We start from the raw sequence: 16,673 nt of genomic DNA on the forward strand, positions 1-16,673 counted from the left end.
CTGGACCATTCGAGCACGAGATGCGACCTCTCGGCGCAGAACGTGACCGGTCAGCGCAAGACGTGACCAGTCCGCAGCCGGGCACGCAGCGCCGACGCGTCAGTCCTTCTTGCCGTCGCCCAGCTGCTCGATGACGGCGCGCGCGACCTCGCCCATCGTGAGGCGGCGATCCATCGACGCCTTCTGGATCCAGCGGAAGGCCTCGGGCTCCGACAGGCCCATGCGCTGGCCGAGCAGGCCCTTCGCACGGTCGACGAGCTTGCGGGTCTCGAAGCGCTCGGCGAGGTCGGCGACCTCGGTCTCGAGCGTCTGGATCTGGTCGTAGCGCGCCAGCGCGATCTCGATCGCGGGCAGCAGGTCGTTCGGCGTGAACGGCTTCACGACGTACGCGAGGGCGCCGGCCTCCGACGCACGCTCGACGAGCTCCTTCTGCGAGAAGGCCGTCAGCAGCACGACGGGCGCGATCTTGCCCTCGGACAGCTTCTCGGCAGCCGAGATGCCGTCCATCTTCGGCATCTTCACGTCCATGACGACGAGGTCGGGGCGCAGCGCCGTGGCGAGCTCGACGGCCTTCTCGCCGTCGCCGGCCTCGCCGACGACCTCGAAGCCGTTGTCCTGCAGCGTCTCGACGATGTCGAGGCGGATGAGCGACTCGTCCTCCGCGACGACGACGCGGCGTCGCACGCGGCCCGTGGCGGGCTCCGCGTCGGGAAGCTCGGGCTCCAGGAACGTCGCGTCGGTCATTCCACTAGCCTATGGGATGCGCGCGCGGACCCCCGCCTGCGCCGGCATGGCGGAATTGGCAGACGCGGCGCACTCAAACTGCGCTTCCTCACGGAGTCAGGGTTCGAGTCCCTGTGCCGGCACGCGAGCCGCACGCGCAGGACGCCCCCACCCGACGGGTGAGGGCGTCCATCGTCCGGAGCGGATCAGGCCGTGGGCGTCGACTCGCGGGCTCGCGCCTGCGCCTTCGTCGGCACCTCGATGCGGCGGATGCCGTGGTAGGCCTGCGCCGCCTCGTTGTGCGCGTCGCCGACGACGTGCACGCGCAGGTCGTTCGTCGAGCCGGCGATGCCGGGAGGGGATCCGGAGATCACCACGACCTTCTCGCCCATCTCGACGAGCCCGCGACCGATGAGGATGTCGTCGGCGAGCGCCATCATCTCGTCGGTGTGCGTGACGCGGTCGACGAGGAACGTCTGCATGCCCCAGATGAGCTGCATGCGCGACTCGATCTCGGGGTCCGGCGTCAGGCCGATCATCGGGATGCCCGAGCGCAGCCGCGACATGCGGCGTGCGGAGTCGCCCGACTCGGTGAAGACGACGATGGCCTTCGCCTCGACGAACTCGGCGACCTCGCGTGCCGCGAGGGTGATCGCGCCACCCTGCGTGCGCGGCTTCGTGCCGAGCGGCGGGATGCGCGTGATGCCGTGCGCCTCCGTCGACTCGATGATGCGCGCCATCGTCTGGATCGTGACGATCGGGTACGCACCCACGCTCGTCTCGCCCGAGAGCATGACCGCGTCGGCGCCGTCGAGGATGGCGTTGGCGCAGTCGCTCGCCTCGGCGCGCGTCGGACGGGGCGACTCGATCATCGACTCGAGCACCTGCGTCGCGACGATGACGGGCTTCGCCCAGCGACGCGAGAGCTCGACCGCGCGCTTCTGCACGAGCGGCACCTGCTCGAGCGGCAGCTCGACGCCGAGGTCGCCGCGCGCCACCATGATCGCGTCGAACGCGTCGATGATGTCGGCGAGGTTCTCGACCGCCTGCGGCTTCTCGACCTTGGCGACCACCGGGAGGCGACGGCCCTCCTCGTCCATGATCTCGTGGACGCGCGTGATGTCCGACGCGTCGCGCACGAAGGACAGCGCGATGATGTCGGCGCCGAGCTGCAGCGCCCAGCGCAGGTCCGCCTCGTCCTTCTCGGACAGGGCGGGGACGTTGACGGCGACGCCGGGCAGGTTGATGCCCTTGTTGTCGCTGATCTTGCCGCCGACGACGACCTTCGTCACGACGCGCACGCCGTCGGTCGAGACGACCTCGAGCGCGATGCGGCCGTCGTCGATGAGCAGCGGGTCGCCGGGTGCGACGTCCGCCGGCAGGCCCTTGAACGTCGTGGACACGACGTCCTTGTCGCCCGGGACGTCCTCGATCGTGATGGTGAAGGTGTCGCCGTCGGCGAGCACCTGCGGGCCTGCGGCGATCTTGCCGAGGCGGATCTTCGGCCCCTGCAGGTCGACGAGGATGCCCACGGGCATCCCCAGCTCGTCGGATGCCCGACGGATGTCCTCGTAGACGGCCTCGTGGACCGGATATGCGCCATGGCTCAGGTTCAGGCGGGCCACGTTGACGCCGGCCGCGATGGCGGCCTTCGTCTGCTCGTAGCCCGACAGCGCCGGCCCGAAGGTCGCGACGATCTTCGCTCGTCTCATCTGCTCTCTCTCACATAGGACTCTGCGGGGGCGTCGTGCGCCGCTCGCGAGTCTTCCAGGTTCAGGCGCGGATCGGGAGGTCGGTCGCGCGAACCGGGGATGGCAGGGTCGTCGACCCCTCCAGGTACCGGTCCACCGCTGCCGCCGCCGCGCGCCCCTCTGCGATCGCCCACACGATGAGCGATGCACCTCGACCGGCGTCGCCAGCCACGAAGACGCCTTCCGTCGAGGTCGCGTAGTCCGCGTCACGGGAGACCGTGCCGCGGGAGAAGTCGGTGCCGAGCTGCCCTGCGAGGGTCTCGTCCTCGGCGCCGGTGAAGCCGAGCGCCAGGAGCACGAGGTCGGCGGGGATCTCCCGCTCGGTCCCCGGCTTCGGCTGCCGCACGCCGTCGACGATCTCGGTCTCGGCGACCAGGATCGCCCGCACCTCGCCGACGTCGTTCGAGACGAACTCGACCGTGGAGGCGAGGTACGTGCGCTCGCCGCCCTCCTCGTGGCTCGACTGCACCTCGAAGATCGCGGGGTGCATGGGCCACGGCTGGTGGTCGGGCCGGTCGCTCGGCGGCTGCGCGCCGATCGCGAGGTTCGTCACCGACAGCGCACCCTGGCGGTGCGCCGTGCCGATGCAGTCCGCGCCCGTGTCGCCGCCGCCGAGCACGACGACGTGCTTGCCCGCCGCCGTGATCTGGCTCGACACCGAGGTGCCGGCGACCGTGCGGTTCTGCTGCGTCAGGTACTCCATGGCGTAGTGCACGCCCGCGAGGTCGCGACCGGGGATCGCCAGCTGCCTCGGCACCATGGCGCCGGTCGCGACGACGATGGCGTCGAAGCGCTGCCGCAGGGCGTCCCACGTGATGTCGCGCCCGATGTCGACGCCCGCGCGGAAGCGCGTGCCCTCCGCCTGCATCTGCGCGAGCCGCTGGTCGATCGTGCGCTTCTCGAGCTTGAAGTCGGGGATGCCGTAGCGCAGCAGGCCGCCGATGCGATCGTCGCGCTCGTACACGGCGACGGTGTGGCCGGCGCGCGTGAGCTGCTGCGCGGCCGCGAGGCCCGCGGGCCCCGAGCCGACGACCGCGACGGTCTTGCCCGTGAGGCGTGCCGGCGGGTGCGGCTCGATCCAGCCGTTCTGGAACGCGTCGACCGCGATGGCCTGCTCGACCTGCTTGATCGTGACGGCCGGCTGGTTGATGCCGAGCACGCACGACGACTCGCACGGCGCGGGGCACAGGCGGCCCGTGAGCTCGGGGAAGTTGTTCGTCGCGTGCAGGCGATCGCTCGCGGCCCGGCCCTCGCCGCGCCACGTGAGGTCGTTGAACTCGGGGATGAGGTTGCCCAGCGGGCAGCCCTGATGGCAGAAGGGCACGCCGCAGTCCATGCAGCGTCCGGCCTGCCTGCGCAGCACCGCCTTGTCGCCGAGCTCGCCGATCTCCTTCCAGTCGAGGATGCGCACCGACACCGGGCGCTTCGGCGCGACCTCGCGCTGGGTCGTCTTCAGGAATCCGCGGGGGTCAGCCACCGGTCACCTCCAGGATGCTCTTCCAGATCTGGTCGGAGTCGGGATCGATGCCCGCGTCCTCGGCCTGCTTGCGGATGTCCCGCACGGCGGCCCAGTCGCGCGGCACGATCTTCGTGAAGCCCGTGAGCCCGCCGCGAGCGTCGAGCAGGCGCTGCGCGACCGCCGACTCCGTGAGCTCGACGTGGCGCTCGAGGATCGCGCGCAGCTCGATCTCGTCCTCCTCGCTGAGCCGCTCGAGCAGCAGCTCGCCCGCGTGGAGCGACTCGCGGTTGATGCGCGAGGCCTCGAGGTCGAGCACGTAGGCGATGCCGCCCGACATGCCGGCGCCGAGGTTGCGGCCCGTCGTGCCGAGGATGACGGCGATGCCGCCGGTCATGTACTCGAGCGCGTGGTCGCCCGTGCCCTCGCACACCGCGGTCGCGCCGGAGTTGCGCACGAGGAAGCGCTCGCCGACGATGCCGCGGATGTGGAGCGAGCCGGAGGTCGCGCCATAGCCGATGACGTTGCCGGCGATGACGTTGCGCTCGGCGACGAACGGCGCCGTCGGGTCGGGGCGCACGGCGATGAGGCCGCCCGAGAGTCCCTTGCCGACGTAGTCGTTCGCGTCGCCGACGAGGCGCAGCGTGATGCCGCGCGGGATGAAGGCGCCGAGCGACTGGCCGGCGGAGCCGCGCAGCGTGATGTCGATCGAGTCCGGCGGCATGCCCGCCTCGCCGTGGCGCTTCGTGACCTCGTTGCCGAGCATCGTGCCGACGGCGCGGTCGGTGTTCGCCACGGGGATGTCGAGGCGCACGGTCTCGCCGGCGTGATGGGCGCGCAGCACCTCGTCGATGAGGCGCATGTCGAGCTGGTCGTCGAGCTCGTGGTCCTGCGACGTGCGGTTGCGGCGCTCGCCGGCGTCGGCCGGCACGTCGAGCACCTTGCGCAGGTCGAGGCCGTCGGCCTTCCAGTGGTGGATGGCGTCGTCGACGTCGAGCAGCTCGGAGCGTCCGATGGCCTCGTCGATCGAGCGCAGGCCGAGCGACGCGAGCAGCTCGCGCACCTCCTGCGCGACGTACTCGAAGAACGTGACGACGAACTCGGGCTTGCCCGTGTAGCGCTCGCGCAGCACGGGATTCTGCGTCGCGACGCCGACCGGGCACGTGTCGAGGTGGCACACGCGCATCATGATGCAGCCGGAGACGACGAGCGGCGCCGTCGCGAAGCCGTACTCCTCGGCGCCGAGCAGCGCACCCACGAGCACGTCGCGACCCGTCTTCAGCTGGCCGTCGACCTGCACGACGACCCGCTCGCGCAGGCCGTTGACCATGAGGGTGTGCTGCGCCTCGGCGAGCCCGATCTCCCACGGCGTGCCCGCATGCTTCAGCGAGTTGAGGGGGCTCGCGCCCGTGCCGCCGTCGTGGCCGGAGACGAGCACGACGTCGGCCTTCGCCTTCGCGACGCCCGCGGCGACCGCGCCGATGCCCGACTGCGAGACGAGCTTCACGTGGATGCGCGCGTCGCGGTTGGCTCGCTTGAGGTCGAAGATGAGCTGCTTGAGATCCTCGATCGAGTAGATGTCGTGGTGCGGGGGCGGCGAGATGAGGCCCACGCCGCTCGTCGCGTGCCGCGTGCGCGCGACCCACGGGTACACCTTGCCCGGGGGCAGCTGGCCGCCCTCGCCGGGCTTCGCGCCCTGCGCCATCTTGATCTGGATGTCGTCGGCGTGCGTGAGGTACATGCTCGTGACGCCGAAGCGACCCGACGCCACCTGCTTGATCGACGAGCGCCGCTCGGGGTCGAGCAGCCGGTCGACGTCCTCGCCGCCCTCGCCCGTGTTCGACTTCGCGCCGAGCCGGTTCATCGCGATCGCGAGCGTCTCGTGCGCCTCCTTCGAGATGGAGCCGTACGACATCGCGCCCGTGGAGAAGCGCTTGACGATCTCGGAGATCGGCTCGACCTCGTCGATCGGGATGGGCGTGACGTCCTCGGTCTTCAGCCGGAACATGCCGCGCAGCGTCTTCAGCTCGCGAGCCTGCTCGTCGACGGCGCGCGAGTACTCGCGGAACACGTCGAACTGCCGCGTGCGCGTCGAGTGCTGGAGGCGGAAGACGGTCTCGGGGTTGAACAGGTGCGGCGTGCTGTCGCGGCGCCACTGGTACTCGCCGCCGGTCGGCAGCCCCTCGTGCGCGAACGGCGCCTTCTCCGGCGGGTACGCGATCGCGTGGCGCTGGGCGCTCTCGCTCGCGAGCACCTCGACGCCGACGCCGCCCAGGCGGGTGGGCGTGCCCTCGAAGTAGCGGGCGACGAGCTGCTCGGACAGGCCGACCGCCTCGAACGCCTGCGCGCCCGCGTACGACCCGACGGTCGAGATGCCCATCTTCGACATGATCTTCGTCACGCCCTTGCCGAGCGCCTTGATGACGTTGTGCACGGCGTCCTCGGGGCTGATGCCCGGGAGGCGGCCGGTGATCGCGAGCTGCTCCGCGGTCTCCATCGCGAGGTAGGGGTTCACGGCGGAGGCGCCGTAGCCGATGAGCAGCGCGACGTGGTGCACCTCGCGCACGTCGCCCGTCTCGACCACGAGGCCGACGCGCATGCGCGTCTCGGCGTCGATGAGGTGATGGTGCACGGCCGAGACCGCGAGGAGGCTCGGGATGGGCGCGAGCTGCTCGTTCGAGTCGCGGTCCGAGATGACGACGTACTGCGCGCCCTCGGCGATCGCCTCGTCGACCTCGGCGCACATGGCGTCGAGGCGGTCGACCATCGCGTCCGCTCCCCCGTCGACCGGGTAGAGCGCCGAGATCGTCACCGTCCGGCGAGAGCCGGGCGTGCGGTCGATGTGGCGGATCTTCGCGAGCTCGTCGTTGTCGATGACGGGGAAGTCGAGGATGACCTGGCTCGCGTGCGCCGCCGACGCCGTCAGCAGGTTGCGGACCGGCCCGAGGCCCAGGCGCATCGACGTGACGACCGACTCGCGGATGGAGTCGAGCGGCGGGTTCGTGACCTGCGCGAAGGCCTGCGCGAAGTAGTCGAACAGCAGCCGGGGGCGCTCGGACAGCACCGCGATGGGCGTGTCCGACCCCATGGCGCCCAGCGGCTCGGCGCCGGTGCCGGCCATGGGGGTGAGCAGGATGCGCACCTCCTCCTCCGTGTAGCCGAAGGTGCGCTGGCGACGGGTGACCGAGGCGGGCGTGTGGATGACGTGCTCGCGGTCGGGTAGCTCGGAGAGGTGGATGCGGCTCGACTCGAGCCACTCGCCCCACGGCTGCGACCGCGCGAGCTCCATCTTCGTCTGGAAGTTGTCGAGCAGGCGGCCGTGCTCGGTGTCGACGATGAAGAGGCGGCCGGGCTGGAGGCGACCGCGCTGGACGACGCGCGCAGGGTCGATGGGCAGCACGCCCGTCTCGCTCGCGACGACGACGAGGCCGTCGTCGGTGACGAGCCAGCGGCCCGGTCGCAGGCCGTTGCGGTCGAGCGTCGCGCCGACGAGCGTGCCGTCGGTGAACGAGATGGCCGCGGGGCCGTCCCACGCCTCCATGAGCAGCGAGTGGTACTCGTAGAACTCGCGCAGCTCGGTCGGCAGGTCGGTGGCGTTCTCCCACGCCTCCGGCACCATCATCATCATCGCGTGCGGCAGGCTGCGGCCCGAGAGCGTGAGCAGCTCGAGCGCCTCGTCGAACGACCCGGAGTCGGAGATGCCCGGGGTGATGATCGGGAAGAGCGGCTTGAGGTCGCCGAGCAGCTCGCTGCGCAGCTGCGACTGCCGCGCGCGCATCCAGTTGCGGTTGCCCTCGACGGTGTTGATCTCGCCGTTGTGCGCGATCATGCGCAGCGGCTGCGCGAGCGGCCACGACGGGAAGGTGTTCGTCGAGTAGCGCGAGTGCACGATCGCCAGTCGCGTCGCGAAGCGCTCGTCCGACAGGTCGGGGTAGAACGGCTCGAGCTGGAGCGTCGTGACCATGCCCTTGTAGGTGATGGTCCGCGCCGACAGCGACGGCAGGTAGTCGCCGACCTCGCGCTCGATGCGCTTGCGCAGGCGGAAGGTCAGGCGGTCGAGGTCGATGCCCGACGCCTGGGTGCCCGCCGACGAGATGAAGACCTGCTCGATGGCGGGCATCGAGGCGCGGGCGAGGTCGCCGAGCGACTCGGGGCGCGTGGGCACCTCGCGCCAGCCGAGCACCGTGAGGCGCTCCTCGCCGGCGATGCGCTCGATCGACGAGCGCGCGCGTGCACGCTCGGCGTGGTCGGTGGGGAGGAAGACGAGCCCGGCCGCGTACGCGCCGACCGGCGGCAGCGCGAAGCCCGCGACGGCCCGCAGGAACTCGTCGGGCATCTGCGTGAGGATGCCTGCGCCGTCGCCGGTGCCGGCGTCGGAGCCCACCGCCCCGCGGTGCTCGAGGTTGCGCAGCGCGTCGAGCGCCGACACGACGATGTCGTGGCCGGCGCTGCGGCGCAGGGTGGCGACCATCGCGAGGCCGCAGGAGTCGCGGTCGAGCGTGGGGTCGTACATCCCGGCTTCGGGGTGACCACCGAGGTGGCGGAGCATGGGTGCCATGACGAGCCTCCGAGGGAAAGAGGGCGGCACGGAACGTCGTCGGCCCGTGTGGCGGATCAGGTGGTGGTCTTGGCGGTTCCCGCTGCCACCGCCGGCTCGGCCGTTGTGTCGGCCTCGTCGAGCTCGGAGTACACGTCGGAGTCTACCGCCTCATCCTCGGGCTCCCTGCCAGGCTGCCAGGGTGCGGGCTCGAGGCCCGGGTGCCTGCGGCTCTGCACGATCCAGATGACGACGCCGAGCGCGACGGCGGCGATGGCGGCCCACACGTTCACGCGGATGCCGAAGAAGACCTCGGACGGGTTGATGCGGATCGTCTCCCACACCGCACGGCCCACGCCGTACCAGATGAGGTAGAGGCCCGCGGCCTTGCCCCACTGGATGTCGCGACGACGGTCGAGCCAGATGATGACGGCGGCGCCGACGAGGTTCCAGACGATCTCGTAGAGGAACGTCGGGTGGAAGAGCGTGCCCTCGGGCAGGCCGACGGGGAAGGCGGGGTTCGTGGCCTCGACCTGCAGGCCCCACGGCAGCGACGTCGGCTGGCCGAAGAGCTCGTGGTTCACGTAGTTGCCGAGACGGCCGGCCGCCTGCGCCACGAGCATGCCGGGCGCGAGCGCGTCGACGAACGTCGTGAACCGCAGCCCCGTGATCCGGCAGCCGATCCAGATGCCGAGCGCGCCGAAGATGATGGCGCCGAAGATCGCGACGCCGCCGTTCCAGACGGCGATCACGTTCCAGAGGTCGAAGTTCTCGCCCAGGTACTCGTCGGGGTAGGTGAGCACGTGGAAGATGCGCGCGCCGACGATGCCGAGGAGCACGGCCCACACGGAGATGTCGATGACGAGGCCGCCGTCGACGCCGCGCTGCCGCAGCCGGCGCGCGGTGATGAACGCCGCGAGGAGGATGCCGAGCAGGATGCAGAGCGCGTACGTGCGGATGTCCCAGTCGGCGAGCGACACGACGGCGCCGTTCGGCAGCGTGATCGGGTTGCCGAGGAACGGCAGCAGCGAGGTGAGCCATTCGCCGACGGGGATGCCCTGAAGGTCAGGCGACGGGCTGGGGATGCTCTGCAGCACGGATCCTCCGTGATCGGTGGGTGACCACCTCGAGTCAGTGGGACTGGACGAGTGTACCCGCGGCGAGGTCGGCGACCCGCGCACGCAGGCCGTCGATGCCGCCGTCGCGCAGCGCGCCGACGAGCGCGGAGCCCGTGATGGCGCCCTCGGCGTAGGTCAGGACGTCGGCGACCTGGTCGCCGGTGGAGATGCCGAGGCCGACGCAGCGCGGCAGGTCGACGCCGATGGCGGTGCGACGCGCCTCGAGGCGGTCCGAGAGCGTGCGCGCCGCGACGTCCATCGAGCCGCGGGCGCCGGTCGTGCCCATCGTCGACACCGTGTAGACGAAGCCGCGCGAGCGCCGCAGCACCTCGTCGATCCGCGCGTCCGACGAGGACGGCGCGGCGAGGAAGATGCGGTCGAGGTCGTGGTGCTCGGCGGCGTCGATCCACTCGCGGCCGTTCTCGGGCACGAGGTCGGGCGTGATGAGCCCTGCTCCCCCGGCCTCGGCGAGGGCGCCCGCGAAGCGGTCGACGCCCCAGCGCAGCACGGGGTTCCAGTACGTCATGACCAGCACGGGGATGCTCGTGCGCGCCGTGACCGCCGCGATCGTCTCGAACGCCTCCTCGATGCGGAAGCCGCGATCGAGGGTCGTCTGCGTCGCCGCCTGGATCACCGGGCCGTCGAGGCTCGGGTCCGAGTACGGCAGCCCGAGCTCGATGGCCGTGAAGCCGCCCTCGGCGAGGGCGACGCACGCCTCGACGCACGCCTCCTGCGACGGGTAGCCCGCGGGGAGGTAGCCGATGAGGGCGCGGCCGCCCGAGGCGTCGATCGCCTGCTTCGTCGCGCTCATGACTGCGTCGCACCCTCGTCGATGACGTCGAACCACTTCGCGGCGGTCGCGACGTCCTTGTCGCCGCGGCCCGAGAGCGACACGAGCAGCACGGCGTCGGGGCCGAGCTCGCGAGCGAGGCGCATCGCGCCCGCGATCGCGTGCGCCGACTCGATCGCGGGCATGATGCCCTCGAGGCGCGACAGCTCGCGGAACGCGTCCATGGCCTCCGCGTCCGAGACGGGCTCGTACTCCGCGCGGCCGATGTCGTGCAGCCAGGCGTGCTCGGGGCCGACGCCCGGGTAGTCGAGGCCCGCGGAGATCGAGTGCGAGTCGAGCGTCTGGCCGTCGGCGTCCTGCAGCATGAGCGAGCGCGAGCCGTGCAGGATGCCGGGGCTGCCGTGGCGGATCGTGAGGGCGTGGCGCTGGGTGTCGGCGCCGTCGCCCGCCGCCTCGTAGCCGATGAGGCGCACGTCCGGGTCGTCGAGGAACGCGTGGAAGATGCCCATGGCGTTCGAGCCGCCGCCGACGCATGCGAGGACGGCGTCGGGCAGCCTGCCGACCTGCTCGAGCATCTGCGCACGCGCCTCCTCGCCGATCTGGGCGTGGAAGTCGCGCACCATGACCGGGTACGGGTGCGGGCCCGCGACGGTGCCCATGAGGTAGTGGCTCGTCTCGACGGTGCGGACCCAGTCGCGCAGGCCCTCGTTGATCGCGTCCTTCAGCGTGCGCGCACCCGTCGTGACGGGGATGACCTCGGCGCCGAGCAGCCGCATGCGGGCGACGTTGAGCGCCTGGCGCTCCGTGTCGACCTCGCCCATGTAGATCGTGCACTCCATGCCGAAGAGCGCCGCCGCCGTCGCGGTGGCGACGCCGTGCTGGCCGGCGCCCGTCTCGGCGACGAGGCGCGTCTTGCCGAGGCGCTGCGCGAGCAGGCCCTGGCCGAGCACGTTGTTGATCTTGTGGCTGCCGGTGTGGTTGAGGTCCTCGCGCTTCAGCATGATGCGCGCGCCGCCGACGGCCGCCGACAGTCGCGGCGCCTCCGTCAGCAGCGAGGGACGGCCGGTGTACTCGCGGCCGAGGCGCGCGAGCTCCTCGCCGAACGCCGGATCCTGCCTTGCCTCCTCGTAGGCGGCGGCGAGCTCGTCGATCGCCGCCATGAGGGGCTCGGGCATGTGGACGCCGCCGAAGAGGCCGAAGTCGGGGCCGCGCTCGTCGCGAAGGCTCATGATGCACTCCTGAATGCCGCGACGCGATCGGCGGGGTCGCCGTCGCGCACGAGGGTCTCGCCGACGAGCACCGCGTGGGCACCCGCCGACCTGTATGCGCGGACGTCGTCGACGGTGCGGACGCCGGACTCCGCGACCGCGACGACGCCCTCGGGGATGAGGGGGCGGAGCTCGGCGAAGCGCTCGGGATGCATCTCGAACGTCTTGAGGTCGCGCGTGTTGACGCCGACGATCCGCGCGCCGACCGCGAGGGCGCGCGCGACCTCGTCGGCGTCGTGGACCTCCACGAGCACCGAGAGGCCGAGCCCCTCCGCGAACGCGTGCAGGTCGGCGAGCGTCGCGTCGTCGAGCGCCGCGACGATGAGCAGCACGAGGTCGGCGCCCGCGGCGCGCGCCTCGAGCAGCTGGTAGCGCGAGGCGATGAAGTCCTTGCGCAGCACGGCGACGTCGACCGCGGCGCGGACGGCGCGCAGGTCGTCGAGCGTGCCGAGGAACCGGCGGCCCTCGGTGAGCACGCTGATGACGCTCGCGCCGCCGGCCGCGTAGGCGGCGGCGAGCGCGGCGGGCTCGGGGATGTCGGCGATGGGCCCGCGCGAGGGGCTCGCGCGCTTCACCTCGGCGATGACGTGGACGCCGTCGACCGGCTGCGACAGCAGCGCGATGACGTCGATGGGGGCTCGCGAGCCGCGCGCGATCGCGTCGAGCTCGTCGAACGGCAGCGCGGCGCGGCGGACCTCCGCGTCCTCGAGCGCCCCGGCGGTCAGGGCGTCGAGCATCAGTGCTCCTTCGCGGAGTACTTCGGTCCGTTCACGCCGTAGCCGGCTCGTGCGAGCACCCATCCGACGATCGCGCCGATCGGCACGAAGACGGCGGCGATGCCCACGAGCAGCGGCTGGTCGAGCCAGAAGAAGAGCGTGCCCGCTGCGATCGCCACGAGCATGATGATCACGGCCGTCCAGGCGGCGGGCGAGTGGCCCTCGCCCGGCTCGACGTGCTCTTCGATGGCGGTCTGGTCGCTCACGGTGCTCCTCGAATCCATGGGTTCGCTCAGTCTACCGGTCCTCGGCCTCGGGCCCGCGCGTCGCCGTCGGGTCCTCGCCGTCGTCGAGCGCATCCCATGCGAGCCCCGACTCCGCGCGCTCGAAGCGCTGCACGGCCTGCCTGCGCTGCCATGCGCCGGCCGTCGCGAACGTCCAGATCGCCGCGGCGAGGGCGAGGACGAGGCCCACGACGGCGAGCGCCGGCGCAGCCGTCGTCGTGGCGGTCGCATCGAGGGTCGTGACGCCCGTCGCCGCGCTCGCGGCATCGGCGATCGTGCCGTCGAGGCCCGCGAGCCGCTGCGCGAGGTGCGTGCCGCCCACCCCGACCATCGCGACGCCGACGATCGCGAGCACGCGGGCGACGAGCGGTCGCGCGAGCGTGAGCGCGAGGCCGAGCGCGCCGATCGTGAGCGCGACGGGCGCGAGCGCGGGTGCGACGGTCGTGCCGTCGAGCTCGATGGCGCCGGCGTCGGGCGGCATGACCGTCGCCCACGTCAGCACGGAGCCGGAGAGGATCGCCGCGCCGCCCAGGAGGTGCGCGAGCACGGCGAGGACGCGCCCGCGCGCCCTCATCGGACGATCCTGCGCATGGCGTCCGCGCGCGCCGTCGCCCGCAGCGGCGCCGCCGCCTTGCTGCGCACCTCGGCGTGCTCGGTCGCGGGCACGCTGTCGGCCACGAGGCCCGCGCCCGCCTGCACGTGCGCCATGCCGTCGACGATCGTCACGGTGCGGATGGCGATGGCGAGGTCGGCGTCGCCTGCGAAGTCGAAGTAGCCGACGACGCCGCCGTAGACGCCGCGCTGCGCCGGCTCGAGCGCGTCGATGATCTCGAGCGCGCGCGGCTTCGGCGCGCCCGAGAGCGTGCCGGCGGGGAACGTCGCGCGGAAGGCGTCGACGGCGGAGGCGCCCGCGCGCATGCGCCCCTCGACGGTCGAGACGATGTGCATGATGTGGCTGAACCGCTCGATCACCATGAACTCGGTCACGGCCACCGAGCCCGCCTCGCACACCTTCGCGAGGTCGTTGCGGGCGAGGTCGACGAGCATGACGTGCTCGGACCGCTCCTTCGGATCCGCGAGCAGCTCGTCCGCGAGGGCGTTGTCGGCGGCCGTGTCGGCCCCGCGGGGCCGAGAGCCCGCGATGGGATGCATCGTCGCGAGGCCCTCGTGCACCGTGACGAGCGCCTCGGGGCTCGAGCCGACCACCTGGTACGGCTTGCCGCTCGCGTCCTCGAGCGTGAGGAGGTACAGGTAGGGCGAGGGGTTCAGGAGGCGCAGGACGCGGTAGACGTCGAGCGGATGCGCCGTGAGGGGCACGTCGAACCGGCTCGACAGCACGACCTGGAAGACGTCGCCGTCGACGATGTGGCGCTTCGCTCGCTCGACCATCGCGCCGAACCCCTCGGCGCTCACGGAGGCGGTCGGCTCGGGCTCGACGTCGGCGAGCGGCTCCGCGAGCCACGTCGGCGCGTCCTCGGCCAGTCGCGCCTGCATGTCGTCGAGCTGCCGCTGCGCGCCCGCCCACAGGCGGTCGGCGTCCTCGACGCCGTCGGCGAGCGCCGTCGCGATGAGCAGCGCCGTGCCGGTGCGGTGGTCGAGCACGACGAGCTCCGCGACGAACGACAGCCCGATCGCGGGCACGTCGACCTGGCGCTCGGGCGGGTCGGGCAGGTGCTCGAGCTCGCGCACGGCCTCCCAGCCCACGTGCCCGACGAGCCCGCCCGTGAGCCTCGGGAGCCCGGGGACGCGCGGCGTGCGCCAGCGCTCGAGCACGTGCGCGACCGTCTCGAGCGGCGAGCGCTCGACGTCGTCGCCCAGCAGCCGCTCGACGCTGAGGCCGTGGCTGCGCCAGGAGACCTCGCCCTCGTCGGCCGAGAGCTGCCCGAACGACGAGACGCCGACGAACGAGAAGCGGTTCCACACGCCCTGCTCGGCCGACTCGAGGAGGAACGACCCCGGTCGGTCGACCGCGAGCTTCCGGTAGACGCCCACGGGCGTCTCGGTGTCGGCGAGGATCTCGCGGACGACGGGCACGACGCGGTGCGTCGGCACGAGCGCGTCGAACTGCTCGCGCGTCGTCGTCGTCACGACGTGACCTCGAGCGGCGTGAAGAAGCACGTGCGGTTGCCCGTGTGGCACGCGGGCCCCGTCTGCTGCACGCGCACGAGCAGCGTGTCGGCGTCGCAGTCGATCGCGATCGACACGGGCACCTGCACGTTGCCGGAGGTGTCGCCCTTGCGCCAGTACTCCTGCCGCGACCGCGACCAGAACGTCACGCGCCCCTCGGTCGACGTGCGCCGGAGCGCCTCGGCGTCCATGTAGCCGAGCATGAGCACGTCGCCCGTCTCGTCGTCCTGCACGATCGCCGGCACGAGGCCGTGCTCGTCGGTCTTCAGCTGCGGGATCATCGCACCGTCACCCCCGCCGCGCGCATGGCGGCCTTCACGTCGTCGATCGTGCTCTGCTGCGAGTGGAAGATGCTCGCCGCGAGCACGGCGTCCGCCCCCGCCGAGACGGCGGGCGCGAAGTGCTCCGGGCCGCCCGCTCCCCCGCTGGCCACGACGGGCACGCCGGTGGCGGCTCGCACGGCGGCGATGAGCTCGAGGTCGAAGCCCGCCTTCGTGCCGTCGGCGTCGATCGAGTTGACGAGCAGCTCGCCCGCGCCGCGGCGGTCGACCTCCGCCGCCCACGCGATGGCGTCGATGCCGGTGCGGCGCCTGCCGCCGTGCGTCGTGACCTCGAAGCCGCTCGCGGTGTCGGCCGAGCGCAGCACGTCGAGCGAGACGACGAGCACCTGCGCGCCGAACGCGGCCGAGATCTCGTCGACGACCTCGGGCCGTGCGATCGCCGCCGAGTTCACGCCCACCTTGTCGGCGCCGTGCGCGAGCAGTCGCGAGACGTCGGCGACCGTGCGGACGCCGCCGCCGACCGTGAGCGGGATGAAGACCTGCTCGGCGCAGCGCTCGACGACCTCGAGGATCGTGTCGGAGCCCTCGACCGTCGCGGTGACGTCGAGGAACGTCAGCTCGTCGGCGCCCTGCTGCGCGTAGCGCGCGGCGAGCTCGACGGGATCGCCCTGGTCGGCGAGGTCCTGGAACCGCACGCCCTTCACGACGCGGCCGCCCGCGACGTCGAGGCACGGGATGACGCGCGTCGTGAGCATCAGACCCTCGCTGCGTGGATGCGCGTGACGATGATCGCCTTCGCGCCCGCGGCCTCGAGGTCGTCCATGACGCGGTTGACGTCCTGCGACTCGGTCATGACGCGCACGGCCACCCAGTCGTCGTCGCGCAGCGGGGAGATCGTCGCGGACTCCTTGCCGGGGCAGACGCGCACCGCGGCGTCGAGGTCCTCCCGACGCACGTCGTAGTCGACCATGACGTAGCGGCGCGCCACGAGCACGCCCTCGAGGCGACGACGCAGAACGTGCAGGCCGTCGCTCGCGCGGCCCGAGGAGATCAGCACCGCCTCGGACGTCAGGATGGGCTCGCCGAAGGTCTCGAGCCCCTGCTTGCGCAGCGTCGCGCCCGTCTCGACGACGTCGGCGATCGCATCCGCGACCCCGAGTCGCACCGCCGACTCGACGGCGCCGTCGAGGTGCACGAGCGTCGCATCGAGCCCGCGGGCGTCGAGCCACGAGCGCAGGAGCCCCGTGTAGCTCGACGCGATGCGGACGCCCGCGAGCTCGTCGGTCGACGAGAAGGTGCCGACGGGGCCCGCGAAGCGGAACGTCGAGCGGCCGAAGCCGAGCCCGTGCACCTCGACGGCGGGCGAGCCCGAGTCGAGCAGCAGGTCGCGGCCCGTGATGCCGACGTCGATGACGCCCGAGCCCACGTACGTGGCGATGTCGCGCGGGCGCAGGTAGAAGAACTCGACGTCGTTCGCCGGATCGGCGACGATGAGCTCCTTGCCGTCGCGGCGGCCGTGGTACCCGGCCTCCTCGAGCATGCCGGCGGCGGTCTCGGACAGCGCGCCCTTGTTGGGCACGGCGATCTTCAGCATGGGGGTCTCTTCTGGGTGAGCGAGCGAG

Annotated in this window: 14 protein-coding genes and 1 tRNA gene; 1 reads left to right on the forward strand and 14 read right to left on the reverse strand. The window is 72.1% G+C overall.

What is annotated here, in order from left to right; all coding sequences use genetic code 11:
- Nucleotides 1–99: 99 nt before the first annotated feature.
- Entirely contained in the window at nucleotides 100–744 is a 645-nt protein-coding gene (locus tag ABD249_RS07565) for an ANTAR domain-containing response regulator (protein ID WP_344342275.1), read from the reverse strand.
- Nucleotides 745–784: 40 nt separating this feature from the next.
- On the opposite strand from ABD249_RS07565, the gene ABD249_RS07570 reads away from it, so the two are divergent.
- Nucleotides 785–866 (forward strand) — tRNA-Leu (locus tag ABD249_RS07570).
- Nucleotides 867–929: 63 nt separating this feature from the next.
- Here the strand turns inward: ABD249_RS07570 and pyk are convergent.
- The 13 genes from pyk to hisG form a co-directional block, all read right to left on the reverse strand.
- Nucleotides 930–2,435 carry a pyruvate kinase gene (gene pyk / locus ABD249_RS07575; RefSeq protein ID WP_344342277.1) on the reverse strand — a complete coding sequence of 502 codons (1,506 nt, stop codon included), beginning with the start codon at nucleotides 2,433–2,435 and terminating at the stop codon, nucleotides 930–932.
- A gap of 61 nt (nucleotides 2,436–2,496) precedes the next feature.
- Nucleotides 2,497–3,951: a glutamate synthase subunit beta gene (locus ABD249_RS07580; protein ID WP_344342278.1), complete on the reverse strand. Its 1,455-nt coding sequence runs from the start codon at nucleotides 3,949–3,951 to the stop codon at nucleotides 2,497–2,499.
- Nucleotides 3,944–8,488, reverse strand: coding sequence for a glutamate synthase large subunit (gene gltB / locus ABD249_RS07585; RefSeq protein ID WP_344342280.1), 4,545 nt, complete (start codon nucleotides 8,486–8,488; stop codon nucleotides 3,944–3,946). The genes ABD249_RS07580 and gltB overlap by 8 nt, the downstream gene beginning before the upstream one ends.
- A gap of 56 nt (nucleotides 8,489–8,544) precedes the next feature.
- On the reverse strand, nucleotides 8,545–9,564 hold the full coding sequence (lgt, locus tag ABD249_RS07590) for a prolipoprotein diacylglyceryl transferase (protein ID WP_344342281.1): 1,020 nt from the start codon (nucleotides 9,562–9,564) through the stop codon (nucleotides 8,545–8,547).
- A 34-nt stretch (nucleotides 9,565–9,598) separates the two neighbouring features.
- Nucleotides 9,599–10,396 (reverse strand): tryptophan synthase subunit alpha, encoded by a 798-nt coding sequence (gene trpA / locus ABD249_RS07595; RefSeq protein WP_344342283.1) that lies wholly within the window; start codon nucleotides 10,394–10,396, stop codon nucleotides 9,599–9,601.
- Nucleotides 10,393–11,604 (reverse strand): tryptophan synthase subunit beta, encoded by a 1,212-nt coding sequence (gene trpB, locus ABD249_RS07600; RefSeq protein WP_344342284.1) that lies wholly within the window; start codon nucleotides 11,602–11,604, stop codon nucleotides 10,393–10,395. The genes trpA and trpB overlap by 4 nt, the downstream gene beginning before the upstream one ends.
- Complete coding sequence (gene trpC, locus ABD249_RS07605; protein ID WP_344342285.1) at nucleotides 11,601–12,380, reverse strand: indole-3-glycerol phosphate synthase TrpC; 780 nt, start codon at nucleotides 12,378–12,380, stop codon at nucleotides 11,601–11,603. Before trpC ends, trpB begins: the two co-directional genes overlap by 4 nt.
- Nucleotides 12,380–12,607, reverse strand: coding sequence for a DUF6704 family protein (locus ABD249_RS07610; RefSeq protein ID WP_344342547.1), 228 nt, complete (start codon nucleotides 12,605–12,607; stop codon nucleotides 12,380–12,382). Before ABD249_RS07610 ends, trpC begins: the two co-directional genes overlap by 1 nt.
- Before the next feature lie 49 nt (nucleotides 12,608–12,656).
- Complete coding sequence (locus tag ABD249_RS07615) at nucleotides 12,657–13,217, reverse strand: Trp biosynthesis-associated membrane protein (protein ID WP_344342287.1); 561 nt, start codon at nucleotides 13,215–13,217, stop codon at nucleotides 12,657–12,659.
- Nucleotides 13,214–14,731, reverse strand: coding sequence for an anthranilate synthase component I (locus ABD249_RS07620; RefSeq protein WP_344342289.1), 1,518 nt, complete (start codon nucleotides 14,729–14,731; stop codon nucleotides 13,214–13,216). The genes ABD249_RS07615 and ABD249_RS07620 overlap by 4 nt, the downstream gene beginning before the upstream one ends.
- Nucleotides 14,728–15,051 (reverse strand): phosphoribosyl-AMP cyclohydrolase, encoded by a 324-nt coding sequence (gene hisI / locus ABD249_RS07625; protein WP_344342291.1) that lies wholly within the window; start codon nucleotides 15,049–15,051, stop codon nucleotides 14,728–14,730. The genes ABD249_RS07620 and hisI overlap by 4 nt, the downstream gene beginning before the upstream one ends.
- Nucleotides 15,048–15,809, reverse strand: coding sequence for an imidazole glycerol phosphate synthase subunit HisF (hisF, locus tag ABD249_RS07630; RefSeq protein WP_344342549.1), 762 nt, complete (start codon nucleotides 15,807–15,809; stop codon nucleotides 15,048–15,050). Before hisF ends, hisI begins: the two co-directional genes overlap by 4 nt.
- The gene (gene hisG / locus ABD249_RS07635; protein WP_344342293.1) at nucleotides 15,806–16,645 is read right to left on the reverse strand and encodes an ATP phosphoribosyltransferase; all 840 of its coding nucleotides are present in this window, start codon (nucleotides 16,643–16,645) and stop codon (nucleotides 15,806–15,808) included. The genes hisF and hisG overlap by 4 nt, the downstream gene beginning before the upstream one ends.
- Nucleotides 16,646–16,673: the final 28 nt, after the last annotated feature.

The organism is Agrococcus versicolor (assembly GCF_039531815.1).
GTDB lineage: Bacteria > Actinomycetota > Actinomycetes > Actinomycetales > Microbacteriaceae > Agrococcus > Agrococcus versicolor.